25 protein-coding genes and 1 tRNA gene are annotated in these 26077 nt (G+C 61.6%); 12 read left to right on the top strand and 14 right to left on the bottom strand.

Annotation, left to right across the window (positions count from 1 at the left end):
• Positions 1-9: 9 nt before the first annotated feature.
• The 3 genes from F550_RS0111560 to msrA are packed head-to-tail and all read right to left on the bottom strand — an operon-like array spanning position 10 to position 2449.
• Positions 10-921: a DMT family transporter gene (locus F550_RS0111560; protein ID WP_018148719.1), complete on the bottom strand. Its 912-nt coding sequence runs from the start codon at positions 919-921 to the stop codon at positions 10-12.
• Between the two features lie 10 nt (positions 922-931).
• On the bottom strand, positions 932-1774 hold the full coding sequence (gene gluQRS / locus F550_RS0111555; protein ID WP_018148718.1) for a tRNA glutamyl-Q(34) synthetase GluQRS: 843 nt from the start codon (positions 1772-1774) through the stop codon (positions 932-934).
• A 21-nt stretch (positions 1775-1795) separates the two neighbouring features.
• On the bottom strand, positions 1796-2449 hold the full coding sequence (gene msrA, locus F550_RS0111550; protein WP_018148717.1) for a peptide-methionine (S)-S-oxide reductase MsrA: 654 nt from the start codon (positions 2447-2449) through the stop codon (positions 1796-1798).
• Between the two features lie 108 nt (positions 2450-2557).
• Here msrA and F550_RS0111545 point away from each other — a divergent pair.
• From F550_RS0111545 to F550_RS0111530, 4 genes are all read left to right on the top strand, one after another.
• A tRNA-Ser gene (locus tag F550_RS0111545) sits at positions 2558-2647 on the top strand.
• Between the two features lie 206 nt (positions 2648-2853).
• Positions 2854-3327, top strand: a complete 474-nt coding sequence (locus F550_RS17690) for a GAF domain-containing protein (RefSeq protein ID WP_018148716.1) — start codon at positions 2854-2856, stop codon at positions 3325-3327.
• A 5-nt stretch (positions 3328-3332) separates the two neighbouring features.
• Positions 3333-5117, top strand: a complete 1785-nt coding sequence (locus tag F550_RS0111535; RefSeq protein WP_018148715.1) for an EAL domain-containing protein — start codon at positions 3333-3335, stop codon at positions 5115-5117.
• A 51-nt stretch (positions 5118-5168) separates the two neighbouring features.
• Positions 5169-5771: a hypothetical protein gene (locus tag F550_RS0111530; protein WP_018148714.1), complete on the top strand. Its 603-nt coding sequence runs from the start codon at positions 5169-5171 to the stop codon at positions 5769-5771.
• 70 nt (positions 5772-5841) lie between these two features.
• Here F550_RS0111530 and F550_RS0111525 read toward each other — a convergent pair whose 3' ends face one another.
• Entirely contained in the window at positions 5842-6684 is an 843-nt protein-coding gene (locus tag F550_RS0111525; protein ID WP_018148713.1) for a class I SAM-dependent methyltransferase, read from the bottom strand.
• Complete coding sequence (locus tag F550_RS0111520) at positions 6674-7504, bottom strand: glycine/sarcosine N-methyltransferase (protein ID WP_018148712.1); 831 nt, start codon at positions 7502-7504, stop codon at positions 6674-6676. Before F550_RS0111520 ends, F550_RS0111525 begins: the two co-directional genes overlap by 11 nt.
• Before the next feature lie 51 nt (positions 7505-7555).
• Here F550_RS0111520 and F550_RS19200 point away from each other — a divergent pair, with 51 nt between their 5' ends.
• Positions 7556-7786: a hypothetical protein gene (locus tag F550_RS19200; protein WP_156807923.1), complete on the top strand. Its 231-nt coding sequence runs from the start codon at positions 7556-7558 to the stop codon at positions 7784-7786.
• Positions 7787-7911: 125 nt separating this feature from the next.
• Here the strand turns inward: F550_RS19200 and F550_RS0111515 are convergent, their stop codons facing one another.
• Positions 7912-9090, bottom strand: a complete 1179-nt coding sequence (locus F550_RS0111515; RefSeq protein ID WP_018148711.1) for a CaiB/BaiF CoA transferase family protein — start codon at positions 9088-9090, stop codon at positions 7912-7914.
• Between the two features lie 121 nt (positions 9091-9211).
• Here F550_RS0111515 and F550_RS17685 point away from each other — a divergent pair, with 121 nt between their 5' ends.
• The 6 genes from F550_RS17685 to F550_RS0111485 are packed head-to-tail and all read left to right on the top strand — an operon-like array spanning position 9212 to position 14542.
• Positions 9212-9967 carry a phosphoribosylanthranilate isomerase gene (locus tag F550_RS17685; protein WP_018148710.1) on the top strand — a complete coding sequence of 252 codons (756 nt, stop codon included), beginning with the start codon at positions 9212-9214 and terminating at the stop codon, positions 9965-9967.
• Entirely contained in the window at positions 9888-11099 is a 1212-nt protein-coding gene (gene trpB, locus F550_RS0111505; protein WP_026180729.1) for a tryptophan synthase subunit beta, read from the top strand. The genes F550_RS17685 and trpB overlap by 80 nt, the downstream gene beginning before the upstream one ends.
• A gap of 3 nt (positions 11100-11102) precedes the next feature.
• Positions 11103-11432 (top strand): divalent-cation tolerance protein CutA, encoded by a 330-nt coding sequence (cutA, locus tag F550_RS0111500; RefSeq protein WP_018148708.1) that lies wholly within the window; start codon positions 11103-11105, stop codon positions 11430-11432.
• Positions 11432-12259 carry a tryptophan synthase subunit alpha gene (trpA, locus tag F550_RS0111495; protein WP_018148707.1) on the top strand — a complete coding sequence of 276 codons (828 nt, stop codon included), beginning with the start codon at positions 11432-11434 and terminating at the stop codon, positions 12257-12259. The genes cutA and trpA overlap by 1 nt, the downstream gene beginning before the upstream one ends.
• Positions 12260-12287: 28 nt before the next feature.
• Positions 12288-13277, top strand: a complete 990-nt coding sequence (locus tag F550_RS0111490; protein ID WP_018148706.1) for an acetyl-CoA carboxylase carboxyltransferase subunit beta — start codon at positions 12288-12290, stop codon at positions 13275-13277.
• Positions 13274-14542 carry a bifunctional folylpolyglutamate synthase/dihydrofolate synthase gene (locus F550_RS0111485; protein ID WP_018148705.1) on the top strand — a complete coding sequence of 423 codons (1269 nt, stop codon included), beginning with the start codon at positions 13274-13276 and terminating at the stop codon, positions 14540-14542. The genes F550_RS0111490 and F550_RS0111485 overlap by 4 nt, the downstream gene beginning before the upstream one ends.
• Before the next feature lie 173 nt (positions 14543-14715).
• Here the strand turns inward: F550_RS0111485 and F550_RS0111480 are convergent, their stop codons facing one another.
• A complete protein-coding gene (locus F550_RS0111480; protein ID WP_018148704.1) occupies positions 14716-15303 on the bottom strand; it encodes a hypothetical protein in 588 nt (195 codons plus the stop codon).
• A gap of 119 nt (positions 15304-15422) precedes the next feature.
• On the opposite strand from F550_RS0111480, the gene F550_RS0111475 reads away from it, so the two are divergent.
• Positions 15423-16187: a TIGR02391 family protein gene (locus F550_RS0111475; protein ID WP_026180728.1), complete on the top strand. Its 765-nt coding sequence runs from the start codon at positions 15423-15425 to the stop codon at positions 16185-16187.
• A gap of 183 nt (positions 16188-16370) precedes the next feature.
• On the opposite strand, the gene F550_RS0111470 is transcribed toward F550_RS0111475, so the two are convergent.
• The 7 genes from F550_RS0111470 to F550_RS0111440 form a co-directional block, all read right to left on the bottom strand.
• Positions 16371-16661 (bottom strand): GIY-YIG nuclease family protein, encoded by a 291-nt coding sequence (locus F550_RS0111470; RefSeq protein WP_018148702.1) that lies wholly within the window; start codon positions 16659-16661, stop codon positions 16371-16373.
• Positions 16662-16826: 165 nt separating this feature from the next.
• The gene (locus F550_RS0111465; protein WP_018148701.1) at positions 16827-17093 is read right to left on the bottom strand and encodes a hypothetical protein; all 267 of its coding nucleotides are present in this window, start codon (positions 17091-17093) and stop codon (positions 16827-16829) included.
• 84 nt (positions 17094-17177) lie between these two features.
• On the bottom strand, positions 17178-17969 hold the full coding sequence (locus F550_RS0111460; protein ID WP_018148700.1) for an SDR family NAD(P)-dependent oxidoreductase: 792 nt from the start codon (positions 17967-17969) through the stop codon (positions 17178-17180).
• 404 nt (positions 17970-18373) lie between these two features.
• Positions 18374-18691, bottom strand: coding sequence for a thioredoxin (gene trxA, locus F550_RS0111455; RefSeq protein WP_018148699.1), 318 nt, complete (start codon positions 18689-18691; stop codon positions 18374-18376).
• Between the two features lie 53 nt (positions 18692-18744).
• On the bottom strand, positions 18745-22254 hold the full coding sequence (gene addA / locus F550_RS0111450) for a double-strand break repair helicase AddA (protein WP_018148698.1): 3510 nt from the start codon (positions 22252-22254) through the stop codon (positions 18745-18747).
• Positions 22247-25348, bottom strand: a complete 3102-nt coding sequence (addB, locus tag F550_RS0111445) for a double-strand break repair protein AddB (protein ID WP_156807922.1) — start codon at positions 25346-25348, stop codon at positions 22247-22249. The genes addA and addB overlap by 8 nt, the downstream gene beginning before the upstream one ends.
• Positions 25324-26043, bottom strand: a complete 720-nt coding sequence (locus F550_RS0111440; protein ID WP_156807921.1) for a nucleotidyltransferase family protein — start codon at positions 26041-26043, stop codon at positions 25324-25326. The genes addB and F550_RS0111440 overlap by 25 nt, the downstream gene beginning before the upstream one ends.
• Positions 26044-26077 lie beyond the last annotated feature (34 nt).

Below are 26077 nucleotides of genomic sequence, written 5' to 3'. Positions count from 1 at the left end.
TGTTCTAGCTCAGGCTTGTGACGGTTTTGCCGCATTCTGGCGCCGGCGTTTTACCCCGCCCTGCGACAACCAGATGCCGAGCAGGATGAGCGCCGCGCCGCCGCCTTGCAAGACGGTCAGCGACTCGCCGAACAATTGCCAGGAAAGTCCGGCGGCAAAGACCGGCTGGATCAGAACGATAATGCCGGCAACGGCTGCAGGGGTGCGCCCGAGGCCCGCAATGATGAGACCCTGCCCGCCGACCTGAGCGACGAATGCCAGGAATAGCGGCGCGGCAAAGCCTTGCGGCGTTTCGGGGATGAATGATTCGCCGGAGGCGAGCACAACAAGCGCCGCCACCCCCGCTTCGACGACGGTCAGCCAGAAGATGACGTCCATTGCGCCGAGCTTGCTGCGCGCCATTTTCGAGAACAGCATGTAGCCTGCGACCATAATCGCCGCGCCAACGGCCATGAGGTCGCCGCGAATGTCGGCCTGTCCATCAGACCCGCCGCCCTGCGAGAGGGCGGCGGCGCCAGCAACGGCGACGGCCACCGCGACAAACCAGATGGGCTTGGGGCGTTCCTTCAGCACCAGCCAGGCAACGAAGCCGACGCAGACATTGCCCATGTTTACGATAAAGGTTGCATTGGCGACCGTCGTCAGCGTCAGCGCCCAGTGCCAGAGCGCGATATCCAGCGCAAAGAGCGTGCCCGCCAGAACGATATAGGTGTTGATCCGCTTTGGCAGGCGCCGCTCGATACCAATCAGCAGGACAAACAGGACGGGAATGGCGAATGTGTAGCGCCAGAAGGCGATTGCCTGCGGCCCCATCGTGTCGAGGCCCATACGCAGACCGATCGGCGCGAGGCCAATACAAAGCCCGCCCATCAACAGCAGGAGTGGCCCGAGCCACGGGCGGCTTTCTGCGGTCTCATTCATTCAATCTACCTCAGACGCCAGCCAGCCGTTTCACATCCTGCGGCGTTAGCCCTTCTTGGCGGAGGCTCGCAAGGCTTTTTGAGGCAAAGCGTTTGGCGAGGCGTTTACCATCCGGGCCTATGACCAGCGGATGATGTGTATAGACCGGCGTCGGCCAGCCCATCAGTCTTTGCAGCAGGACATGAATATGCGCGGCGTCCTCGAGGTCGGTGCCGCGAATGACATGGGTGATGCCTTGCAGCGCATCATCATGCGGGCAGGCGACATGATAGGCGGTCGGCGCGTCTTTCCGTGTCAGATTGATATCGCCGTGAAGATCTGGTTGGGCCTTGGTCTCGCTTCTTGTCCCATCGAGCCCGAGCGTTTCAAAGCTCAACCGGTCATAATCAGCGCCAAGATAGGCGCGGCACTTCTCGAGCGAGAGCCGCCAGGCGAAGGGTGCGCCCTGGGCAACGCGTTTGGCCTCTAGCTCTGCGGGCAATGGCGTACCGGTAAAAGGTGTTTCTGGCGAAAGGCCGGCGGCTTCGACTTCTGCTGCGATCTCACGGCGGGTGCGAAAGCATCTATACGTGAGGCCAAGATCGCTGAGCCGGTCAACGACGGTCGCGTACTCGTCAAAATGCTCGGATTGAACGCGTGGCGTGGCCCACTCAAAGCCAAGCCAGGCAAGATCATCATAGATGGCGGCAGTGTACTCAGCCCGGCAGCGGGTCTGGTCGATGTCCTCTATGCGCAAAAGCACCTTACCGCCCGCGCGCCTGGCTGCGTCCCAGACATGGAACGCAGACGCGGCATGGCCAAGATGCAGAAAGCCTGTGGGAGAGGGCGCAAAGCGGGTCACGAAATCAGTCACGCGACCCGCTTAGCAAAAGCCTCAGGCGCTGACACCTGTTGGCATGGGACAGGAGACGCCCGTGCCGCCAATCCCGCAATACCCGTTTGGGTTCTTGGCGAGATATTGCTGGTGATAGTCCTCGGCGTGGTAGAACTCGTCGAGGGGGCGGATCTCTGTGGTAATATTGCCGCGGCCGCTGTCGTTAAGGGCCTTCTGGAAGATATCGCGCGTGGACGCCGCGATCTTCTCCTGCTCTTCGGTCGTGGTGAAGATGGCAGAGCGGTACTGCGTGCCGACATCATTGCCTTGGCGCATGCCCTGCGTCGGGTCATGGCCTTCCCAGAAGGCGCGGATGAGGTCGGTCGCGGTCACTTTCGAAGGGTCGTACACGACGCGCACGACTTCGGTGTGCCCGGTCAGGCCTGAGCAGGTCTCTTCATAGGTCGGGTTACGTGTCTCGCCGCCAGCATAGCCAGCCTGCGTGACCCAGACGCCGTCCATCTGCCAGAAGATACGCTCAACGCCCCAGAAACAGCCCATGCCGAAGACAATCTCTTCAAAGCCATCAGGGATGGGGGCCGTCATATCGTTGCCATTGACGAAATGAAGGCTGGAGGTTGCGATGGGTTGCTCCCGGCCGGGAAGGGCCTCGCCTTCTGCTGGAAGCTTGGCGGGTTTTTTGGTAAAGAACATGGGGGTCGTCCTTTCGGTTTCTCTCAGCTGAATATGGTGTTTCAGCAGCGGGGAAACAATCGCGGGCTTGCGGTTGCCCGCCTCAATCCTCTATAGACGCGCCCTTACGGTGAGGTGGCCGAGTGGTCGAAGGCGCACGCCTGGAAAGTGTGTAGGCTAGCAATAGTCTCCAGGGTTCGAATCCCTGTCTCACCGCCATTCCCACGATAAGGACACAGCGACGCCCCAGCTCCTGTCAGCGATGGATCATTTACGGTGTGTCCGAGTTTTGCAGGGCGCGTGCAATTGGGTGGCATGCATCAACCGGACGTTTACCGGATGCCGGTAATCGTCATTGGATGCATAAGGTAGAACCTCTGGGCAATGTTGAGCCGTCAGGTCGCGAAGCAGCGCGCCTTCGTTGTTTGCGCCGTCTCCAGATCCTGGATACTGCCCCAGACAAGACGTTTGACGCGATTAGCCGCGCTGCGGCGCGTCATTTCAAGGTGCCTATCGTTCTGGTGTCGCTGGTTGATGCGAACAGGCAATGGTTCAAGTCCACTGTCGGGATCGACGCCTGTGAATCGGACAGGGCAAATTCCTTCTGTTCCTATGCCATTCAGACCGACGGGGTATTTGTCGTCGAAGACGCCCAGAAGGACCCCCGGTTCATGGATCACGCGATGGTGACGGGAGCGCCTTTCATCCGGTTTTACGCTGGTGCCCCGATTACCGTAGACGGGCATAATGTCGGTACGTTCTGTATTATCGATGACAATCCCAGAACGCTGTCGCCAATTCAGCAATCTGAACTGGCAAGAATGGCCAAGCTTGTCCGGCGCCAGATCAAACTGAACGCGCGTATGGCTTTTCGTGATCCCCTTCAGCCGGTGTCATAGAGAAAATGATCACGCCGTATTTGTCGAGCGTCCTGGACGCCATTCCTTACGCGGTCTTCGTCAAGGATTACGCGCACCGCTGGGTATACGGCAATGTGGCTTTCAAGAAACTGATCGGTTGCGACGATATTATTGGTAAGGATGACAGTCATATCTTCGACGAAGAGCAGGTGGCGGTTTTCTGGCGGGAGGATGATGCTGTTCTTGCTGGCGAAGAAAGCCTGAATGAAGAGCAGATCGGCGACAATCAGTTCGCTCTTACCAAGAAGGTCCCCTTCACTTTCGAAGATGGATCGAGGGGTCTGCTCGGCATCGTGATGGATTTTATCCATATCGAGAAAAGGGACGGCCAGAAAGCGGCATCACTACCCCCATTTGGCGGTATGCAGCCCCAGATGACGGCACTTCAGAGACGCCTCGAAGAAGCGTTGAGTGACAAGGCGAGCGCTCTGAAAATTGCGCAGACTGATGCCGCGACGGGCCTGCGTAACCGCCGCGGCCTCGAAGTCGATCTGGAGCGCCGCGTCAAGGAGGCTGAAAGAGAAGGCAAAGCATTCGGGTTTGCGTTCGTCGATCTCGATTACTTCAAGCGTATCAATGACAGGTTTGGCCACTCGGTTGGCGATGCCGTTCTGAAAACGGTCGGGAAAAGACTGGCATCCCTCCCCGGCATTCAGAGTGTCGGCCGGATCGGGGGCGATGAATTTGCAGTCATCACCGAGGACCTTGATGATATTGGCGACGCCTTTAGCGAACGGATTGAACGCCTCCGGCAGATTGTGTTTCGACCGACCACGTCCGGGGACCGGGAAATCAAGCTGTCCGGCTCAGTCGGGGTATGCATCTATCCCAAGGATGCGACCATGCCTTCAGAACTTCTCAGCCGCGCCGACCTTGCCCTGTTTGCGGGCAAACGCAGTGGCCGCGCTGCATCTCAATTCTTCGACGAGGATACTCTAAGCGCCTATCAGCGACGCCTGAAGATCGAGGAAAAGCTTCCCCATGCGCTTGAGCAGGCACTGATTACGCCTGTGTTCCAGCCCATTGTCTCCAGCGATACGCGCCGGGCGATCGGCGTCGAAGTATTGGCGCGTTGGCATGACAGCGAGCTTGGTTACGTCAGCCCCGAGGATTTTGTCGCTGCAGCCACTGATATGGGCCACGTCGGCAACCTGGACCGTCTTGTCTTCAAGAAGGCTGCGCAAATCGCAAAGCCCTGGATCGAGGCAGGCGAGATCGAATTTGTCTCCTTCAATGCCTCACCGATGGACGTCGTCACGCCAGGATATGCGACGGAGTTCCTGCGCGAGATCGCAGCCTCGGGCCTCCCGCCATCCGCTATCTGTCTCGAAATCCTCGAATCCTCGCTTGTCGAAGACGTCAGCTCCGCGCGCCGTAACCTGAACCGGCTGCGCGAGGAGGGCGTCCAGATCGCGCTCGACGATTATGGCACCGGCTATTCAAACCTACGCGCGCTTCTCGACATGCCGCTCGATAAGCTGAAGATCGACAAATCACTGGTTTCCGGCATCGAGAACGAGGACAAGGTGCTCGACCTCGTTATCTCCCTTGTTCAGCTCGGCCGGGCGCTTGACCTCACAATGGTTGCAGAAGGCGTCGAAACGGCCTCGCAAAGCGCCTTCATCGAAGGGGCTGGATGCCCGCAAATGCAAGGCTATTTCTTTGCCAGACCATTGAACGGGGCAGACATGACCGAGTGGCTGAAAACCGGGGCGCCCGGAAAGGCCCCGGCCGACAGCGGCGCCGCCCTGAGCCAGCTGGCAGGCTGACAGAAGCTTTCGCGGTGCAACTTCTGCGCGGGCCCATGCGTTTGCGCGCCCATGTTCGAATTCATCAGCCAGAATGCATCAGCGATAAGCGCCGTGGCGAACGTGATCATGGTGCTGGTCTGGGTGACCTATCTTCACCTCCTGTTGATCAGCTTCATGCGTCAGCGCCGGTCCAGCCTTATTGTGTCCAGCTCGGTCAGCCCGAATGACAAGCCGACAGCCTTCATCTCCAATATGAGTGAAGGCCGGTTTCACATTCAGAATATCGCTGCCGCGGTGAGGGTGGACGGAAAGCTGTATCGCGGGGATGTGACCGAGCCGACGGCTGACAATCATGAGACATCTTTCCAGCGCCCCCTCGCAGATGGTCAGAGCCTGGACCTCGGCCCCTTCGAGAAGCTTCTGGAGCGAGTTGAGGCGACGCAAAGCGAACTGCCGTCCAATTTGCTAGAGAAATTTGGTGAGCTCGACCTCTACATCATCATTATCGGGATCCACGGGGCCAGCCGCAAAGCCGTGGCCGCCCGTCGCGGGTTCCGGCTGCATCTCGAAGATGGAAAGCTGAAATCATCGGGCCTTGGGCGGTATACTGAACAATTCCGCTGGGGACGGGCACGCAGGCGCATCGTCCAGGAAAGTGTCGTCATCAATTAGCCGGCGAAATTAAAAAGGCCGCCTGAGCGAAACGCTGGCGGCCTTAATCCAGTTTTCAGTCCCAGAACGCCTAGGGCTTGTCGTAAGTCATGAGGCCCCAGGACAGCCAGCCCGACTTGCCGCCATCGACCCAGGCGCCGAGACCAGCGATCATCCGGTCTGCATAATCGTCAGAGACCACGCCTTTGAGCTCATCGCGGCGAGCGGTGAGTTCCTCGCGAACCCGCCCATAATGGGTCGCGAGCATGTCCGGCAGGATCTTCCTGGGTCCTGGCACCAGTCCGGCTTTTTCTGCGGCCTCGTCATAGAAGTCGATCGAGCCGAGGCTGGAGAGATGGATCCGGTCATAGATTGGCTGCAGCTTGTCTGCTGGCGCATCGGATGTCTGCAGGATGTCGGTGAAGATCAGCCGCCCACCCGGTTTGAGGACGCGTTCGCATTCGGCGATGATCCGCTGTCGGTCAGCGCCGTGCAGAAAGCTGTCCTGGCTCCAGACGACGTCGAACGCTTCATCCTTTGCGGGCACGTCATCGAAAGAGCCGTGCAGCACGTCGATCCTGTCTGCCAGACCGGCCGCCTTGTTCTTGTCGCGGTTGATGCGGTTCTGGGTCTCGGAAATGTTGACGCAGACAACTTCTTTCGCGCCAGCTTCGTTGACGAGGTAGCGCGCAGACCCGCCATAACCGGCGCCAAGATCGACGATCCGTGCGCTCTTGCCAGCCCCGCCCATCATGTCTGCCATGGTGGCAACGGTTCGCCGGCTGGCCGGGGCGATTGCCTCTTCAGGCGTCTCATAGAGACCGACATGGATGTCTTCGCCGCCCCAGATAGTGAAGTAGAAGCGGTCGGCGTCATCACTGTCGTAATAGTCTTCGGCGACAGCGACGTCTTCTGCTCTCGATTCAGCCCTCATCGCGCTTCTCCGCGACATGGATGAAGAAATCGGGGTCGTTCTCATCGAAGTCCGACTGGAAGTCGCCATAGGTGCGGACTTTCTCGAAGCCTGCTTCCTTCAGCAGAGTCTGGACATAGCGCCTGCGCAGCGGGAACATGTTGAGATTATAGGTCGACCCATCCGGGAAGCTGTAGCGGAAACGCGCCAGCCCCTCATCGATATATTCCGGCTCGGCAACGATATCCTTGCCGCAATAATAGTATTTGTGCTTCGGCTTGGCGGCGGCTTCCTCATTGAGGAGGAGGTCGTAATTGCGCTGATCGAGGATCAGGATGCCATCATGTTTCAGCGCGGCATAGAACTCCGCAAGCGCCTTGCGACGGTCGAGTTCATCGTGGATGTGCGTGAATGAATTACCAAGGCAGATGATCGCGTCGAACTTGCCCTTGATGTCCTTGTTGAGCCAGCGCCAGTCGGCCTGACAAGTCTTCAGGACCTGGCCGCGCCGCCCGGCATTCTCGAACGCCTTCATCAGCATCTCGGCGCTGCCATCGACACTGGTGACGTCGAAACCTTCTTCCATCAGGCGGCAGGAGTGAAACCCTGTGCCCGTGGCAACATCCAGAACACTGTGTTTGCCGCGCCCGCGCAGGATGTCGACAAAGAACCGGCCTTCGCCATCGGCGCGGGAATCCCAGTCGATGAGCGAATCCCATTTGTCGACAAAGCCTTCGATATACTCGCCCTGATAAGTGTCCGTCTCGCGGACGGAGAGAGGGTCATCCCCATAATCCTGTTTGGTCTTCAAGGCGGTCTGCTGACCGGAATTCGGTTCCATGTCCTCTCCTTCGGGCCTGTCTCATGTCGGTTCGTGACCGGGGCGCGACAAATGGACTTTGTCCGTGCTGCGGTGTGCGCAGGTGCCCTGATCGACAATTCTAACTTGGGTCAAATGGCCGCGATGGCGACTTCATTCGATGGCGCACACATCTCAGAATTAGGTTCGTTCGTCAAAGTAATGGCCGGGGAAAATTGGACTTTCCAACAGGCAAATGACGTTCAAAATGTCGGTGTGTTATGCAAACAATCGAGCGACCAATTACTTTGTGCATTGATATAAATAAGGTTTGTGCTGCGTGCGCACCTGTACACCACCGCTCGCAAAGGTTGTGACACCGCGATCAAGAAAGTTTTGTATCAGTGTTGTTTTGCACAAGGCTTGTGCAGTTCCGGTGTCGGAAATTTCTATTGCTTCTCGTCTGGTGACGCCAGACCGAGCTCCCGAAGAACGTCTTCGGTGTGCTCACCCAGCCGGGGTGCAGGGCGGATTTCATGCTCTTCCTGCCCGACAAAGCGAACAGGCGGCTTCACCTCCCAATAGCCGCCTTCAGTCGGGTGCTCGCGCCGATTGAAGAAGCCGACCGCGTCCAGGTGCGGGTCACTGCGCAAGTCCGATATATCGTTGACGCGTGCGGCAGGCACGTCCGCCTTGCCGAGAATGTCGAGCAGCTCCTCGGTCGTGTAATTCACGAAATGGGCCTGCACGCGCGACATGAGATAGTCGTGATTGAAGAAGCGGCCGCGATAATCGCTGATGCGCTCGTCTTCCAGCTCCTGTTTCTGGCCGATGACATCGAACAGCGTCACCCAGCGATGATCGACATAGGGCGCGATCGTGATCCAGCCGTTTTGCGTGCGCACGGGCTGCCGGGACGGGTCGATCTGGCGCTGATAGTAATAGGGGCCGACAGGCGGGTCGAAGGCGGCCTCATAGAAATGTTCCTCCAGCAGGAAGCTGGAAACGCATTCAAACATCGGCACCTCCACATGCACCGCTTCGCCAGTCCGGCTACGATGATGCAGCGCGGCAAGCGTGGCATACATGGCATGCAGGCCTGATACCTTGTCGGCGAGGGCGGTTGGCAGGAAACGCGGCGCTTCATTCCCGTCGACATTCGGCAAGAGATTGCAGGCGCCCGCCAGCGACTGGATGAGGTCGTCATAGGCAGGCCTGCCGGAATAGGGGCCCTCTGTTCCGAACCCCAGGCAATGGACATAGACAATGTCTGGCCGAATGGCCTTCACTTCCTCGAAGGTCAGCCCAAGCCGCGCAACCGCGTCGGGGCGGATATTGTGGATGAAGACATCGCTCTGTTCGATCAGCTTGCGCACCGCGGCCTTGCCCGTCTCGGCCTTCATGTCCCAGACGACCGACCGCTTGCCGCGATTGATCGTCAGATGGCACGGGCCCATGCCGCGCGTATTGGCGGGTTTGCCGACATTGCGGAATGTATCGCCCGTTTCAGGCTCCAGCTTGACGACCTCTGCACCCATGTCAGCGAGGGTCTGTGTGCAATACGGACCAAAGATGACGGTCGTCATGTCGGCGATGCGAATATCCGAAAGAAGCGATGTAGCGGGCATGGCAGTCTCCTTGCGCCCTATTCAGCAAGGACGGGCCGCTTCGTAAATCCCGCAAACTGTTTGCCCCAAGGGCAGCGCGGCTGTTCTTGACACATGGGCTGACTGCAGCGAGCTAGCAGCCATGACCGGCGTGAAGATCTGTGGAATTTCGGACACCGACATGGTGAAGGTTGCCGCCGAGGCCGGGGCCGACTGGGTCGGTTTCGTTCTGGTGCCAGAAAGCCCGCGCAATGTTCTTGGCGAAGGGCGGGCCCGCTTTGAGCGTCTGACAGACCTGTTGATGGCCTCGACCCAGCACGGAATGCGCTCGGTCGTCCTTCTCTCTGATCCGGACCCATCGGTCCTTCGCGGTCTGAACGGGGCCGTCATGCCGGACGTCTTCCAGCTGCATGGGCAGGAAACGCCTGACTTTGTCGCCAATCTCCGCTCCAGCCTGCCCTCATCGGTCGAGGTTTGGAAAGCGGTGGGCATTTCGTCGCGCGAAGACCTTGTGGCGGCAGAGCGCTTCCGCGCTGCCGACCGGCTGCTGATAGACGCCAAGCCGCCCGAAGGCGCTGACCGGACCGGTGGGCATGGCAACGCTTTCGACTGGTCCATTCTGGATGGATGGGAGGCGCCCACTGAATGGCTGCTTGCCGGAGGCCTCACACCGGACAATGTTGCAGGTGCAGTCAAGGCAACCGGGGCAAAAGCGGTCGACGTGTCCTCGGGTGTCGAGAGACAGCGCGGCGTCAAGGATGCAGAGCTCGTGAGAGCCTTTATTGCAGCCGCGAAAACAGGACATTATGAGGGCTCTCATGAACAAGCCAAACACATGGGCACAATGGCCCGACGAGAAGGGTCGCTTCGGCGAATTTGGCGGGCGCTACGTCGCTGAGACGCTGATGCCGCTCATCCTCGAGCTTGAGGATGAGTACCGCGCCGCCAAGAAAGACCCCGCCTTCATCGATCAGATGGATGACCTCTGGCGCAACTATGTCGGCCGTCCATCCCCGCTCTATCATGCCGAACGGATGAGCGAGCATTTCGGCGGGCCGAAGATCTACTTCAAGCGCGATGAGCTCAATCATACCGGCGCGCACAAGATCAATAACTGCCTCGGCCAGGTCCTGCTCGCCATGCGCATGGGCAAGAAGCGCATCATCGCAGAGACAGGCGCCGGCCAGCATGGCGTTGCCACCGCAACCGTCTGCGCCCGCTTTGGCCTGAAATGCGTCGTCTTCATGGGCGCGACCGATGTCGAGCGCCAGAAACCCAATGTCTTCCGGATGAAGATGCTCGGTGCGGAAATCGTACCTGTGTCTTCCGGCACAGGTACTTTGAAAGACGCAATGAACGAGGCGCTGCGCGACTGGGTCACCAATGTCGACAGCACGTTCTATTGCATCGGAACGGCAGCCGGCCCCCACCCTTATCCCCAACTCGTTCGCGACTTTCAGTCGGTCATCGGCCAGGAGGCGAAAAGCCAGATCCTGGAGCGCGAAGGCCGCCTTCCGGACGCGCTGATGGCGTGTATTGGTGGTGGGTCGAATGCGATTGGGCTGTTCCACCCCTTCATCGAGGACGAAGACGTCCGTCTGATCGGTGTGGAAGCTTCTGGCCACGGCATCGAAACAGGTGAGCACGCAGCCGCGCTGAACGGCGGCAAGCCGGGCATCCTGCACGGCAACAAGACATACCTCCTGCAGACCGATGATGGCCAGATCATCGACGCCCACTCGATCTCTGCGGGTCTGGATTATCCAGGCATCGGGCCAGAACACGCCTTCCTTCGTGATATGGGACGGGCTGAGTATCTCACCTGTACCGACAAGGAAGCCCTTGAAGGCTTCCAGCTTTGCACGCGGCTTGAGGGGATCATTCCTGCGCTTGAGCCAGCCCACGCGATCGCGCGGCTCGGCGATGTCTGCAAGACGATGGACAAGGACCAGATCCTGATCATGAATCTCTGCGGACGCGGCGACAAGGACATCTTCTCGGTCGCCGAACACCTCGGCATGGAGATCTAGGCGATGACTGACGCCCTTCTCATCCGCATCACCTGCCCAGGCATGGATGTCGCTCAGAAGATTGCCGATGCCTCGGTCGAGAAAAAGCTCGCCGCTTGCGCCAATATCGAAGGGCCGGTCAGCTCCACCTATCTCTGGAAAGGCGTGGTTGAGCAGGCTTTCGAGCACATTCTCTGGCTGAAATCGGTCGAAGCGTGCTGGAGCGGCCTGGAAGCTCTCGTCAAAGATCTCCACCCCTATGATGTGCCAGCTATGATTGCGTGGCCTTGCACTCATGTGCTGGCCGATTATGCCGACTGGCTGACAGAAAACACGGAAGCGCCCGCCCGCTAATGCCGACATCACGAATTACCGCCCGGTTCGACAAGGTTCGCGCCGAAGGCCGCGCCGCGCTCGTCACCTACATCATGGCGGGTGATCCCGACCTTGAGACAAGCTATGACGCGCTTTGCGCCCTGCGCGACAATGGCGCCGACATAATCGAGCTTGGCGCGCCCTTTACCGATCCGATGGCCGATGGGCCAGCGATCCAGCGCGCCGGTCAGCGCAGCCTCAAGGCAGGCACGACGCTTCGCGATGCACTGGCGCTGGCAAAGCGTTTCCGGGAGACGGACCAGGAAACGCCGCTTATCCTGATGGGCTATGCCAACCCGGTTCACTTGATGGGCTATGGCGCCTTTGCCGAGGCGGCCGCGGACGCAGGCATTGATGGGACCATCCTCGTCGATCTGCCGCCGGAAGAAGACCATGAGCTCCGCGATGCCTATGAGCGCCACGAAATTTCCGTCATTCGGCTGGCGACGCCCACGACGACCGAAAAGCGCATCGCCAAGGTCGCAGAAGGCGCGTCCGGATTTCTTTATTACGTCGCCGTTGCCGGTGTGACAGGGTCCGGCTCTGCCGATCCGAAAGACATTCGCGAAGGCGTTGACCGCGCGCGGCGGGTTTCCGGCCTGCCGGTTTGCGTCGGCTTCGGCGTCCGCACCGGGGAACAAGCAGCCGCAATGGCCGCTATTGCTGATGGGGTTGTGGTCGGGTCCGCATTCGTGGATCATGTACGCACATCTCTGGAAGAGGGCACGCCGGACGCCATCGCAACAAGAATTGGCGCGCTCGCAGCAGAACTGTCTGGCGCGCTCGCCTCTGCCGGGCGAGAATAGGCAGCGAAGGTTTAGGAGTTGATCTGACATGAACTGGCTCACCAATTTCAGAACGCCTGGACTGAAGACATTCCTGTCTTCAAAAAAGGACACGCCGGACAATCTCTGGGTCAAATGTCCGAAGTCCGGAGAGCTCGTCTATCGCTCCGACCTTGAAGAAAGCTGGTATGTCACCCCGGCTGGCGCGCATCTGCGGATTTCACCGCGCCGCCGTTTCCGCCTCTTCTTCGACAATGAACGCTGGGAGCCACTGCAGCTGCCGCCCGTCGTTCAGGACCCGCTGAAATTCCGCGATGACAAGCCGTATCCATCGCGCCTCAAGGCCGCGAAATCGAAGATCGCCGCGCGTGAACGCGAAGAAAGCCCGGACGCCAGCCCGCCAATTTCTCAGGAAGATTGCATGGCGGCCGCCTTTGGCCGGGTCAAAGGCAAGCCGACAGTTATTCTCGTCCAGGACTTTGCCTTCATGGGCGGCTCGCTCGGCATGGCCGCCGGCGAAGCCTTCATCGCCGCAGCCCAGTTGGCCGTGGCTCGCAAGGCCGCGTTCGTCGTCTGCACAGCGTCCGGCGGCGCGCGGATGCAGGAAGGGACACTTTCCCTCATGCAGATGCCGCGCACGACGCTGGCGATCGATGAGGTCCGCGAGGCGGGTCTTCCCTATATCGTCGTCCTGACCGATCCGACATCAGGCGGTGTTTCGGCCTCCTATGCGATGCTTGGCGACGTTCATATCGCAGAACCGGGCGCGATGATTGCCTTCTCAGGCCCACGCGTCATTGAACAGACGATCCGCGAAAAACTTCCCGATGGCTTCCAGCGCTCTGAATTCCTTCGTGAAAAAGGCCAGGTCGATATTGTCAGTGACCGGCGGGAGCTGAAAGCCACGCTCGGCCGCATCCTTTCCCATCTCATGCCGAAGCGCGCGTCCGACGAAACGCCGATCGGGCCGGTGAAGGCGCCGATGGCCGATGTTCCTGCGCCGGAGGCAAAGGACAAATCCAAGGGCAAGAACGCTTGATCGACGCCCAGCTTGGCGTCGAAACGGCGCTTAAACGGTTCGAACGCTACAATCCAAAAGATCGCATTCTTGCGCTCGACCGCCTGCTGATCGTGCTTGAAGAGCTTGGCAATCCACATCTCGATCTTCCGCCGGTTATCCATGTCGCCGGAACGAATGGAAAAGGCTCCACCGTCGCCTTCATCCGCGCCATGGCCGAAGCCGCAGGGCTTTCCGTCCATACCTCGACTTCGCCGCATCTTGTTCGTTTCAATGAGCGCATCCGGCTGGCAGGCAGGCTGATCGAGGATGATTATCTCGTCTCCTGCCTGGAGCGGGTCGAAGCGGCGCTTCTTGGTCACCGCCAGATTACTCATTTCGAGGCCGCGCAGGCCGCCAGTTTTCTCGCCTTCCACGAAACGCCAGCCGATCTCCTCATTCTCGAAGTTGGTCTTGGCGGGCGGTATGATGCCTCCAATGTCATAGAGACTGCGGCCTGCTCGGTGTTTTGCCCGATCGACCTCGATCATCAGGCCTTTCTGGGCAACACGATCTCCAAGATCGCGACCGACAAGGCCGGCATTCTGAAGCCCGGCTGCCCGGCAGTTTCGGCCATTCAGGGCGCTGAGGCCAAAGAGGCGCTAGAGGCCGAAGCCAGGCGGGTCCGCGGGCATATCGAATTTCTTTCGCCAGATGATATCGCCCTGATCGGGTCGCCACTGGGCCTCTGGGGAGAGCACCAGTTTGCCAATGCGGCGCTGGCGGCCAAGGCGTTAAAAACCGCTAATATACAATGCATTACCGACGAAGCGATCACGCAGGGCGCCGCCTCGGCTCGCTGGCCAGCCCGTATGCAGCGGCTGTCTGACGGACCGGTGACAGCGCTTGCGGGCGGTGTTCCGGTCTGGCTCGATGGCGGGCATAATCCCCATGCAGGCCGGGCGCTTTCTGCCGTTCTGGACACGCTCGACAGCGAAGAGTCCGCCAAGCGGACGATGCTGGTTTCCGCCATGCTCGACAATAAGGATGCGCGCGGCTTCTTTGCCTCCCTCATGCGTCCCGGCCTCAAGGTCTTTACCTGCCCGATCGACGGGAATGAGAACAGCTTCACGCCAGACGCGCTGGCCGATGCTGCGCGCGAGGCGGGCGCCAGTGCGGCCCCATATCAGAGCTTCGAGGCGGCGATGGAAGCGGCCCGCGACGCTGGTGCCGAACGTATCCTGATCTGCGGCTCCCTCTATCTGGCGGGCAAGGTGCTGGCGATGAATGACGAGCTGCCGGACTGAGCTTTGCTCAGAACCTCGCCCTTCGACAGGCTCAGGGTGAGGTTCAGTCTAGAGCGCCTTTCCATTCATTTAGCCTCATCCTGAGCTTGTCGAAGGATGAAGGCATCAGATGCTGCACCTGCGGCCACAGACCGGGCGGGCCTGTGGGATATCGTCCTAATTGTCCCGGCTTTTCAGCTCGTATCGAACCATTTTCGCAAGGCTTCATCTGTGTGGACAGGAAGGGCGTGAGCCATGAGCGCAAGTCGCGGCGGCACGCGGGTTAGGCCGCTCTGAGGCGGCACGTGCGGGCGCGGGTCTCCATCGGCGCTCGCGGCCGAGAGCATGTGCGCCATGCGCCGGGCGAGCGGCTCTGGATTGTCGAGGTGGCGCAAGAGGACACCCAGACGGTGTAGCAGCGGTGCACTGGCGGTGTTTGGCCGGGCAGGTTCTGCCGGTATCTCGCGAAGCCGTTCGACCATGCCGTTATCAGGGCCGCGAGACGGGACAAGCTGGAAGGCGCTGGCGTTTGTGTGTCTGGACGTGCCCTTGCTGGCGGAAGGCTCAGCGGGTGCCGCCGGGGCAAGCTCGATCTCTGCCGCGATCAGCACAAGCAGGCGGCGCAGCATTGTCTCGAGCAGCTTGATCTGGCGCCGCGCATACCGCGCGACCGCCTGGGTCACATCTGTCCTGAAGTCGACGTTCACCCGGTCCATCGTCTCCACGACAGCGTCGCGGACCGCGGCGATCCCTTCCTCGATGAAACTGGTGGGTTGTGTCATGTGAGGGAGGATAGGGCGGGGCGGTTTGCGGTCGGAAACTTTCTCCGGTTTTGATTGTCTCATTGCTCCGACCTATTGTGCGTCGACAAGCGAGATGAATGCAGCAAAGGAACACGTCGTTGGACGAGGCGTATCTTCGAGACCAAATCGGAAGTGCAGAGGTATTATTGGGGCTAGCACCAGAAGAACTCGGTGCTCTGATCGCAATTTCAATGCAACGAGGCGGCCGAAGTTTGGCCACTGTAAGTAGCGTGAGGTCCGCGTTCTACAGCGAATTCGGTCAGCCAGATCAAACAGAGTTTCCTTCCCAAGAACGCGCTCGAGTAGAAGAAGCGATATTCGAGGCTTGGAGCTGGCTTGAGGCCCAGGGTCTGATCATTTGGTCCGACATGAGCAATGGCCCGAATGGCTATCGGAAGTTAAGTCGACGGGGAAGAGAGCTATCCATTGAAGAGCTCAGCGATTTCAGATTCGCTAGGCTACTTCCTCGCGAGATTTTACACGAGGCCATCCGCGACAGAGTGTGGGGAGACTTCGTGAGAGGAAACTACGACAGCGCGGTGTTCTTCGCCGCGAGACAAGTTGAAATTCGAACTCGCGATGTTGCAGGATTGGGCGACGAACAAATCGGCGTGCAGCTTATGCGAAGTGCATTCCAATCGCGTACTGGGCCACTCACTGACACGAATGCGTTGTCGTCTGAACAGGAGGCAAGAGCACATCTCTTCGCGGGTTTTATTGGATCATATAAGAACCCGCACTCCCACCGAGATGTTGACGTTACCGACCCTGTGGAGGCTATGGAGATAATTCTCATGGCGAACCATCTCCTTCGCATCGTCGATGCTAGACGCGACGCGACGATCAATTGCAACGATCCATAATGGATACCTGCCTTCGCAGGTTTCTTCGGGGAGTGAAGTGTTTCGCCTAAGTGAGCCGCAGACCACTGTGAAAACAGGGGTCCATGATGGAGCCTCTCGGTTGAGTGCGAGATTCCTGGGAGCGCCTTGGATGCCTGCTTTCGCAGGCATCTGCGGAGAGGGCGCGCGCGAGGGGGCTTAGGGTTAGTGGTTGAGTTTCAGGTAGAGGTCCTGCCAGTCGGGATTGGTCGTTTCTATCAGCTCAATCTTCCAAGAGCGTTTCCATGCCTTGATCTGGTATTCGTGGGCCTTTGCGCTGTCGCGTGAGTCGTAGGGTTCAAGCCAGACGAGGCGGTGGACGGCGTATTTCCGGGTGAACGCGGCGCCGTGACCCTGCTTATGCTCCCAGACGCGTTTCGAGATGTCGTCCGTGCTGCCGGTGTAGAGCGTGCCGTTTTTCTGGCTGGCGAGGATGTAGACGTAGAATGGTTTCATTCTGTCTCATCCTGACGCCGCCGATACCTGCGCAGGCAGGTATCCATGGATAGGACTTCAAAACAAGCGCTTGGATCGAAGGGGGCACCTTGGATGCCTGCCTTTGTAGGCATCTTCGGGGTTGCAGCGTTTGGCGGCCGAGCGTCGATAGACGCCACGGGATCGTTAGCCTTCTTCGACCTTTTCGCCCTCTTTGCGGGCCTTGAAGGCTATAATGGCGAGCGTGATAAGGACAGCCAGCACGGCCCACGCAACGGCTATCGCTATACTTAGCGGCAGTACAGTCGTCAGGAGGGAAGGCCCGGTGCCTGTAAGAAACTCCGAATAGAGCGTGTAGAGGATCAGCGCGAGTTCCAGTGCGCCGACACCCCAGATGAAGACGGGCTGAAATACTTCAGTGAACCGGGCTTCGAAATCTTGCGGGAGTTTCATGTAAACAGCGTTATCCCAACCGCTCCATTCAAGGCAAGCGTGCTGGCAATCTTTCGGCTGGAGGGTCGGGGTAGCGCTTACCCCTCAAGCATTCTTGATCGTAAGCCCGCCATCGACCGGGATGTGGACGCCGTTGAGGAAGCTTGCGGCAGGCAGCACCACCGAAAGCGTCATGTTCGCGACTTCCTCCGGGATGCCGTAACGGCGCAGCGGCACGCGGCGTTTGGCGTAGATGGTCTTGTGTTCTTCGGAGATGCCTGCGGTGATGCCGGTGCGGATGGGGCCGGGGCAGATGCAGTTGACGGTGATGTCCACGTCTTCCTCACGGCCGAGGTCGCAGGCGAGACCGCGGGTCAGGCCGATGACGCCATGCTTGGCGGCGACATAGGGCGAGTTGCCGGGGGTCGCGCCGAGGCCTTCGGTGGAAGCCACGTTCACGATGCGGCCGAACTTTGCCTTGCGCATATAGGGCAAGGCCGCGCGGATGGCGCGCTGGTGGCTGGTCAGCATGACATTGATGCTGGGGCCCCAGCTATCCTCATAGCTTTCTTCAGCGACATTGGCCGGGATGGCGAAACCTGCATTGTTGACGAGAATTTCGAGGCCGCCGAAATGCTCCGCGGCTTCCTTGACGACGCGCTTGATGGCGTCGCCGTCGCCGACATCCATGGCCCAGCCTTTGACGTTGTCGAAGCCGGCAGCCTTGATCTCCTCCACGACCTTGTCGACGGCGTCCTGTTTGAGGTCGGTTACGGCGACATTCGCGCCTTCATGGGCAAAGAGGTGAGCGGTGGCCCGGCCCATGCCGGAAGCGGCGCCTGTGACGAGGGCGGTCTTGCCTTTGATCGAGCGGGAAAGGGGCTGGTACGGCTCCATGGGCGTGTCTCCTCAGGTGTTGTTTTGTTGGGTGAGGGTTAGGTCGCAGGGGGCTGGGCGTCCATGGGTGACGTGTGGGGAAGGTTCTCGGGTGAGGGAGGGAGCAGCCGAGGGGCGCTCGTCCTTCGACTTCGCTCAGGATGAGCGCGAGAGGGTTGAGAGGTGAGTGCGCTCCAAGTGATGTGGGCTGCGAATTCGGTCCGGGTTTTCGCCCCCTTCTCCCGGATGCGGGAGAAGGGCCGGGGATGAGGGCTGCGACGTTTCCGGTGGGCGGGACGTCTGGCGAGCCAGCAGCCCCGGTGCCCTCACCCCTGACCCCTCTCCCGAGGGAGAGGGGAAGATATGAAAAAGCCCGCCGCGGCGGACCGGGCGGGCTTTGTCGTCTGGTTGGTCGGCGCGAGGGGTTACGCGCTTTCCTTGATCCATTCGGCGATGCGTTGTTTGGACATCGCGCCGAGATGGGTGGCGGTGACTTTGCCGTCCTTGAACATCATCAGGGTCGGGAGGCCACGCACACCGAATTTCGAGGCGGCGACAGGGTTCTCGTCGACATTGATCTTGGCGACTTTCACCTTGTCGGCCATTTCTTCTGCGACCGCTTCGAGGTGGGGCGACATCTGCTTGCAGGGTCCGCACCACTCAGCCCAGAAGTCCACGACAACGGGTTTGTCGCCTGCGACGGCGGTTTCGAATGTATCGTCTGTAATCGTTTCGGCGGCCATGACGCCTCCTTTGCTCTTGCTCTGCCTGTATAGATAGGAAGTCTACGGATTCTTCAAAGGCGGCCAGCTAAACGCATCAATGAGTTCTGCAATAGGGTTGGCGGCAGTTCGAACAGTTCGGGGCCGTCTGTATAGAGCAGGGCGGCGCGCACAGAGCGCCCGGGCCAGGTGCCTGAGAGGATGTCGGCATAGGCGGCCATCTGGGCAATATAGGACGCGTCGACGTCCTCCACGCGGGCCGGAGCGGGGCGGTCTGTCTTGTAGTCGATGACCAGGACTTCGGTGTCGGTGACGACGAGCCGGTCGACCCGTCCATTGATGAGGATCGGGCCTATCGCTGTCTGCACCTCACCGACGATGGCGGCTTCAGACCGCCCGCCAGGGGCGAAGACGTGGCCGAAATCGGCCCTGTCGAGCGTGCGAAGGGTGACGTTCAGGATTTCCTCGCGGCCGGCCGTGTCGAGGTCGCCATGGCGCTCCAGCCAGGTGCTGGCGGCGGGGGCACGCGCGTCGGGGCTGAGTTCTGGCAAATATTGCAGCAGCGTGTGGATGAGCTTGCCGCGTTTGAGGGCGGCGGCGCGGGCCGGGCCGAAGGGTTTGGAGACGGGCGCTTCATCGGTGAGGAGGCGGCTCGGCGCACGCATGCGGGTCGTGGCGGCTGAGCCGGCTGCCGGGGTGCGCGACCAGTCCGGCGCAGGGGCGGGCTCTGCCATGCCGATAAGGGCAGGGGCGGCGGTGGGCTGGACCTCGCCATAGGTGAGGATCTCGTCCTCGGCGGCGTCTTCCGTGCCGGTCAGGGACGCCATGCCCTTTCGGCAGAGGGCGTACCATGAGGTGTCTGGATAGCCCGCGCCCGTCTTTGCCCCGTGATGGGCGCCGGCAATGATCAGCCGGTCCTCGGCGCGGGTGAGGGCGACGTAAAGAAGCCGGCGGGATTCGCGAGCCTGCGCAGTCTGGCGGGCAAGGCGGCGGGCGGCGATGGCAGGCGGGTCGTCGGCGGCGCGTTTGGAGTAGACCGGGATGTCGCCGTCCAGCATGAACAGCCCGTTCGTGTCGGCTTTTTCGGCGCCGGTTGTGTCCGGCAGGATGACGATCGGGGCCTGCAGGCCCTTGGCGCCGTGCACGGTCATGACGCGAATTTCGCCATTGGCCTCGGCAAGGTCGCGTTTGAGCTGGCTTGTGTCGCTTTCGATCTCAGCGAGGAACATCTGGAGGCTGGCGGCCTCGCCCATGTCATAGCCGAGGGCGTGGTCGACGAGGGCGCTGACGGGATCGCGGGCGGGCTCTCCGAGACGCTGGATGAGGCGGTCCCAGCCGGAAAGATCACGCTCGCGGCGAAGGGTGAGCGCGCGGGTGAGGAAGTCGAAGGCTGGCAGGTCGCGGTGGGCGAGCAGGTCTTCGCAGAAGGCGCGGGCGGCGGCAAAGGCGGGGTCTGACGCGGACTGAAGCCTCTCCCAGAGGCTTTCGCCCTTTCGGCCATGGGCGAGCGCGAAGAGGTGGTTGTCATCATCCGTGAGGCCGCAGAACGGCCCGCGCAGGATCTCAGCGAGCGTGAGATCATCGCCCGGAAAAAGCGCAAACCGGATGAGGTTGAGGCAGTCCTGCACGCCGATATGGTCGAGCAGCACCAGCCGGTCTGCGCCTGCGACGGGGAGGTGCTGATCCTTGAGGGCGCGGATCAGGGCATTGAAGAGCGTGCCGCGCTTGCGCACCAGGATGAGGAAATCTTCCGGACGCGCGCCTTCCGGGACGCCGCTGCGATAGAGGGGCGCGCCGGTGTCGACCATGTGGCGGATCTCTGCGGCGATGTCGCGGGCGAGTTTGTTGCGCGGGGAGCTGGCGCCGATATGGTCGAGCGGGGCGTCCCAGGGGTCGCCTTCCTCTTCATCGGTGTGCGGGGTCACCGGCCAGAGATCGACGCGGCCTTTCTGGTCGCTGCGCTTGGCGACATGGGCAAGCTCATCGGCCTCGTCCGGGGGCATGTCGGAGAAGGGGTCGCCTGCGAAACTGTCCTGATTGAAGACCGCGTCGACAAAGCTCAGCACTTCGGGCGTCGAGCGGAAAGACATGGTCATGTCGGGCAGGTTGGCCTGTCCGTGGCGGGACTCTTCGGCGGCGATGAAGGCCTGTTTCTCCTGCAGGAAGCGCTCGGGATCGGCGCCCTGGAAGGAGTAGATGGACTGTTTCTTGTCGCCGACGGTGAACTGGGTGCGCGGGTCGACGGCGCGCTCTGCGCCCATGCCGGCGCGAAACTCTGTCACCAGCGCATTGATCAGCACCCACTGGCCGGGGCTGGTGTCCTGGGCCTCATCGAGGAGGATATGGTTCAGGCCGCCATCGAGCTTGTAGAGCACCCATTCGGCGATGCCGGGCGCGGTCAGCAGGCTGCGGGTGCGCTCGATGAGGTCATCGAAATCCAGCGCGGCGCGGGCGCGTTTTCCCTGTGCATAGGCGTTGAGGACCGGCACGCCGATATCGATGAGGGCGGCGGTGCGCTCATAGGCGCGGCGGGCTTTCAGCCTGTCGATGAGGCGGCGGATGCGGGCGGTCTCGCTGCCATCGCCATCCTTGAGCTGATAGAGGGCAGCAGCTTCGCTGCAGAGGTCGCCGATCGCCTTGGTGTAGGGGTTGGATTTGCGCCAGTCGCCAGCCTGCGTGAGGAAGATGCCGCAATAGGTCTCGAACCGGTCTTCGGCTGGGCGATCCGAGAGGCAGTCTACGAGCTTCTCCACGAGGTCGGCGTCGGTTTTCTTGAGGCTGGTCTCGCCGGACAGGAGCGAGACGGCGGCCTGAATGTCGGCGCGCGGCAGGTCGCAGCCCATGGCGTTTTCGACAAGGTCGGCTGCGCTTTCATCCGGGGCGTCGAGGGCGCCCTGAACCTCATCTTTCAGCTCGTCAGTGTCGCGGCCGGTGAGCTCTGTTGCGACACTGCGCAGGGAGGAGAGGACCGAGGCTGCGCCGAGGCCGCCACCTGTTTCGGAGAGGGTTGCGAGGGCGTCTGGTGCGGTCTGCGCCGCGTGCAGGATCTCATCGCGCAGGGCGTCGTTCCAGAGCTGGTCAGCCTCGCGGTCCTCGATTTCGGTAAAGCCGGGGGAGACATGCGCCTCAAGCGGGAAACGGCGGAGGATGCGGGCGCAGAAGGCGTGGATCGTCTCGATGCGAAGACCGCCCGGTGTCTCGAGCGCCTGGGCAAAGAGGGCGCGGGCGGCGTCGAGGTCGCTCGCCTCATAGGCTTCAGGCGCGCGGTGTTCGAGGCGGGCAAGTTCGCCGCGAAGCTGGTCATCATTGGCGACCGACCAGCTGCCGAGGGTGCGGAAAAGCCTTCCCAGCATCTCGTTCGCGGCGGCCTTTGTGTAGGTGACGCAGAGGATCGTATCCGGCGGCGCACCTGGTCTGCCCCCATCACGGCGCAGCAGGAGACGCGCGACACGGTCGATAAGCACCTTGGTCTTGCCGGAGCCTGCATGCGCCTCGACCCAGGCGGACCGGTCTGGCAGGGCAGCGTCGGCCTGGGCTTTCTGGGCGCGGGCATAAGGGGTGGTGAGATCAATGAGATCAGTCATCGCCGCCCTCCGATATCCATTCATCGCGCCGGGCAAGGCGGGCATAGTCAGAGCCGTAGGTCGCCCAGACTGGTCTTGGCATGCTGACATAGGGATGGGTCGGCTCAGCGAAGCGCGCGATGAGCTGGGTCACACCTGCACGGGTTTCCTCGATGATCTCCTCCAGTGGCTTCTCAGGGGCTGAATGGCCGGCACCATCGCCAATATTGCGCGCTGCGAATTTCGATCCGAACTGGACATAGGTCAGCGCTGAGACGCTGTCGCTGCGAAGGCGGGTTGATGCATCGACCTTGAAGCCAGCGCCGAGTGCGATGAGGGCCGAAAGCGGCATTTGCGGATTGAGGCCTGAGCGAACCTGTTTCTCACTCGGCGGCGCGCCCGTCTTGAAATCGAGGATTGCGAGCGATCCATCCTGATGGCGTTCCACCCGGTCAGCATTGGCGGTGACGGTGAAGCGGCCGTCCGGCATGGCGGGGACATCAAGGTCTGTCTCGCCGGAAATTTCGGTATGAACGCGGCCCGCGATGAGGTGGAGACGGCCTGCGCGCCAGCCCAGATATTCTGCGGCGACTTTCTTGCGGACGGACGCGGCGCCGAGGATGATCTCTTCAAGCTCTCCGGCGTCCCGCAGCTCCTGCTCGACCATGGCGACAAGGCTTTCGGCTGTCTTCTCGACGCCCGCTTCTTCGAACTTTTCGAGGGCGGCGTGGATGGCGGTGCCGCGTGGGCGGGCATCGACGGCCATGTTGAGCGGGTCGAGGGGATAGAGACCAAGCACTTGCTGGGCGTAGATCTTGTAGGGGTCGCGGATGAGATCCTCGATCCGGGTGACCGACAGCTTGCTCGGGCGCAACTCCAGCGCAGGTTTTGGGCGGGGTTCTGACGAGTAGCCTTCTGGCAGGGCGGGTGCCTGGCGGAGGGCCTTGAGCCAGATGCGCGGATCATTTTCGGCGGCGGGCTGGAGCGCGGTGCGGGCGTCTTCCTCGCCAAGGGCGCCGCGCGCCAGTGTCGTCAGCCGCCAGATCCAGCGGGAGGCGACGGCGGGGGCGTCGTCGCGGCGTTTGGCGCTGATCAGCGTGACGTTCGGAGCGGCGGCCATCTGCGCAAAATCGTGCGCCGAGAGGCCGATCCGCTCATCGGGGTCGGCAAGGCCAAGCTTCTTGCGGAAGTTGCGCGGCAGGAAGGCATCGGGCGGGGGCTGTTTTGGCCAGACATTTTCATTGAGGCCAGCGAGGATAAGCCGGTCGGCGCTTTGCAGGCGGGCTTCAAGTGGGCCCCAGATGGCGAGGCGCGGATGATCGTCGCCCGCGTCCCTGACGCTGATCATCTGGCAATAAGACCGGAAAAGCTCAGCCCAGATGTCTGGGGTGGCCGGTTCGAGACTGTCGCAGATGTCCGCAAAATCACGCATCGCTGTCGAGAGCGCGGCGCCGTCTTCGCCGGCCCATGGCAGCGGCGCGTCACCGAGATCGGCCATGAGACCGCTGACCGCTTCAAGAAAGGCGCGGCCCTTGATGGCCATGTCGGGCTCGCCCAGCCCGGCCTCTGCAAGGCCAGCATGAAGCTGGTCGACAATGTCCTGCGACGGCGAAGCAAAGCGCGGCGGAGCCCGGCCTCTCATCTCGGCCTGATGGCGGGCTTCCCGGTCGAGCCGGTCGATATGGGCGGCAAGTCCGTCGAAGTCTTCCCAGCGGCGGGGCCCGCGCAGCACATGGCGTTCCAGCGTCTCGAGGTCTGCCGGTGTGTTGACCTGCCGGTGCTTCAGGACCGCCAGCATCAAAGCCGGATGGGTCGGGTCGCCCGCCCAGTCCATGGTGAGCGCGGCAAGGCTGCCTGCGCGCGTCTGCAGGAGCGGCGTGCCGCCTGATGGCGCAAGGTGGACGTCCCACTGTTTCATGAGCGCAGAGACGCGGCGGGCAAGGCCGGCATCGGGCGTGACCAGTGCGGCTGTCTCACCCTCTCTCTCAAGGGCTTCGCGCAGCATGAGCGCGGCGCACCAGGCCTCATCCTGCTCATCGGCGGCTTCCAGAAGTGTCAGACCGGAAAAGCCATCGCGGGCAAAATCGGCGCGCGAGCGGGCCCCGGCAAGCTCATCGAGACGGGTGAGCCAGCCTGCGGTCTCATTTGCGGGGGCGAGCGCTTCGTGGATGAGCGCGCGGCGGGCCCGGGCCTGCGCAGTGTCGGCGAGCCCCGGCCATGGCGCGACTTCATCGGGCTGGTAACCGAGCCGGTCCAGTGTGCGGGTGAGCGCGGCCTGCGGGTGGCTCGGCGTTTTTACGATCTGGTCCATTGAGGCGCGGGTGAGGTCGCGGTCGAGACCCGGCAAGACGATCAGGGCGCGCGGCAGGCCAAGCGCGGCGGTCATCAGGGCGAAGGCGGACGGGTCTGCGCCCGTCGAACCTGCAATGATCACATCGCCGCGCGGGGGCCTGTCTGTCCAGCTGGCGGCGGTCGCTTCGGCGGCGGCAAGGCGGCGGGCATAGGGGTCCATGCGCTGCTGCTCTTCCAGGCTGGCGGGCCATGCGGTGGTGATGATTTCGAGGAATTTGACCGATTGCTGCCAGTGAATGGCGAGCTGGCTTTCTTCCACCAGGGTATGAAGGCGGCCCCAGTCGATGCCGCCCGACAGCGCGGCCTGATCAAGGAGGCGCGCAAGTTCGCCCGCGGCAGCTAGCGCGGAGGCGGGTGGGACGGGCGTGCGCTGCGCGTCGTAATATTCAGAGACCAGCCGGGAGAGTTGGCCAAGCCGGTCTGCCCCGGAAAGGGCCGGGGGCAGGTCTGCGAGCGCGGATTCCACGCCGGGGGGCGGTTCATCGGTCTCCAGGTCACCGAGCGGGCGGATTTCCGGCATCAGCAGCGTCTTGATGCCCGCCGCGCGATAGATGGCGAGCGCGAGCGCGCGGGCCGACCGGCGGTTGGGCACATAGATGAGATCGTCTGCCAGCGCGTCGGGATGGGCGGCGACGTCCTTTTCCGTGACCAGCGCGCGGGCGAGTTCATTCAGGAAATTGGCGCCGGGCGGAATGGTTCGAAGGCGCGGCGCGTCATTGCCAAAAAGCCTCGCGCCGCTCATGCGCCAAAGCACCTCAGCCACATCTCGGCATCCTTGAGGGCTTTTGGATCGCCGACATGGAGCCAGAACCGGTCAAGCGGCAGGCCTTGCATGCGACCCTTCTCAAGCAGGCCCGACCAGACGCGGAAAGCCGAAAAGGGCTCTGCCGGATAGGCGGCATAGAGCGCGGGCTTTGCGATGCGGAGGCCAGCATAGGCCCATGGGGCGGACGGGGCCTCGCCGCGATGGGTGATCGCGTTGTCAGATGACAGGTGGAAGTCGCCCTTGCCATCAAAGCCGAGGCAACGCGCCCGGTCCGCCAGAAGCAGGATTTCGTCGGCGGTGTCCGGATCATACGCGTCAGCCAGCGCCTTGAGCGGCGCGCCATCTGCCGGGGCCCAGAAGGCGTCGGTATTGACCACGAAGACAGGGTCGTCGCCGAGAAGCGGGGCGGCCTTGGCCAGCGCGCCGCCCGTTTCGAGGACTTCTTCGCGTTCATCGGAGAAGACGACTTCGACGCCGCCATAGCCGCGGGCATGGGCCTCGACCTGATCGGCGCACCAGTGCGTGTTGACCACGAGACGCTTCACACCAGCCTCGATCAGCGGTTCGATCTGGCGATCCATGAGCGCTTTGCCAGCGACCTCGATCAGGGGCTTGGCCGTGGTTTCGGTCAACGGACGCATGCGAGTGCCGAGACCGGCTGCGAGGATCATGGCGGTGTGGGGGGTGGTCATGCAGCGTCGCCTTCATTGTGGGGCGTGTCAGTGT

Source organism: Henriciella marina DSM 19595 (assembly GCF_000376805.1).
GTDB classification, from domain to species: Bacteria; Pseudomonadota; Alphaproteobacteria; order Caulobacterales; family Hyphomonadaceae; genus Henriciella; species Henriciella marina.
Note: the sequence above shows the minus strand (reverse complement) of the source record. Positions and strands in the feature narration are given on the sequence as shown.

Coding starts and splice junctions, on each gene's coding strand:
- F550_RS0111560 (WP_018148719.1), bottom strand. CDS start 921: ATGAATGAGACCGCAGAAAGCCGCCCGTGGCTCGGGCCACTCCTGCTG.
- msrA (WP_018148717.1), bottom strand. CDS start 2,449: ATGTTCTTTACCAAAAAACCCGCCAAGCTTCCAGCAGAAGGCGAGGCC.
- F550_RS0111535 (WP_018148715.1), top strand. CDS start 3,333: ATGATCACGCCGTATTTGTCGAGCGTCCTGGACGCCATTCCTTACGCG.
- F550_RS0111530 (WP_018148714.1), top strand. CDS start 5,169: ATGTTCGAATTCATCAGCCAGAATGCATCAGCGATAAGCGCCGTGGCG.
- F550_RS0111525 (WP_018148713.1), bottom strand. CDS start 6,684: ATGAGGGCTGAATCGAGAGCAGAAGACGTCGCTGTCGCCGAAGACTAT.
- F550_RS0111520 (WP_018148712.1), bottom strand. CDS start 7,504: ATGGAACCGAATTCCGGTCAGCAGACCGCCTTGAAGACCAAACAGGAT.
- F550_RS19200 (WP_156807923.1), top strand. CDS start 7,556: ATGGACTTTGTCCGTGCTGCGGTGTGCGCAGGTGCCCTGATCGACAAT.
- F550_RS0111515 (WP_018148711.1), bottom strand. CDS start 9,090: ATGCCCGCTACATCGCTTCTTTCGGATATTCGCATCGCCGACATGACG.
- F550_RS17685 (WP_018148710.1), top strand. CDS start 9,212: ATGACCGGCGTGAAGATCTGTGGAATTTCGGACACCGACATGGTGAAG.
- trpB (WP_026180729.1), top strand. CDS start 9,888: ATGAACAAGCCAAACACATGGGCACAATGGCCCGACGAGAAGGGTCGC.
- cutA (WP_018148708.1), top strand. CDS start 11,103: ATGACTGACGCCCTTCTCATCCGCATCACCTGCCCAGGCATGGATGTC.
- trpA (WP_018148707.1), top strand. CDS start 11,432: ATGCCGACATCACGAATTACCGCCCGGTTCGACAAGGTTCGCGCCGAA.
- F550_RS0111490 (WP_018148706.1), top strand. CDS start 12,288: ATGAACTGGCTCACCAATTTCAGAACGCCTGGACTGAAGACATTCCTG.
- F550_RS0111480 (WP_018148704.1), bottom strand. CDS start 15,303: ATGACACAACCCACCAGTTTCATCGAGGAAGGGATCGCCGCGGTCCGC.
- F550_RS0111470 (WP_018148702.1), bottom strand. CDS start 16,661: ATGAAACCATTCTACGTCTACATCCTCGCCAGCCAGAAAAACGGCACG.
- F550_RS0111465 (WP_018148701.1), bottom strand. CDS start 17,093: ATGAAACTCCCGCAAGATTTCGAAGCCCGGTTCACTGAAGTATTTCAG.
- F550_RS0111460 (WP_018148700.1), bottom strand. CDS start 17,969: ATGGAGCCGTACCAGCCCCTTTCCCGCTCGATCAAAGGCAAGACCGCC.
- trxA (WP_018148699.1), bottom strand. CDS start 18,691: ATGGCCGCCGAAACGATTACAGACGATACATTCGAAACCGCCGTCGCA.
- addA (WP_018148698.1), bottom strand. CDS start 22,254: ATGACTGATCTCATTGATCTCACCACCCCTTATGCCCGCGCCCAGAAA.
- F550_RS0111440 (WP_156807921.1), bottom strand. CDS start 26,043: ATGACCACCCCCCACACCGCCATGATCCTCGCAGCCGGTCTCGGCACT.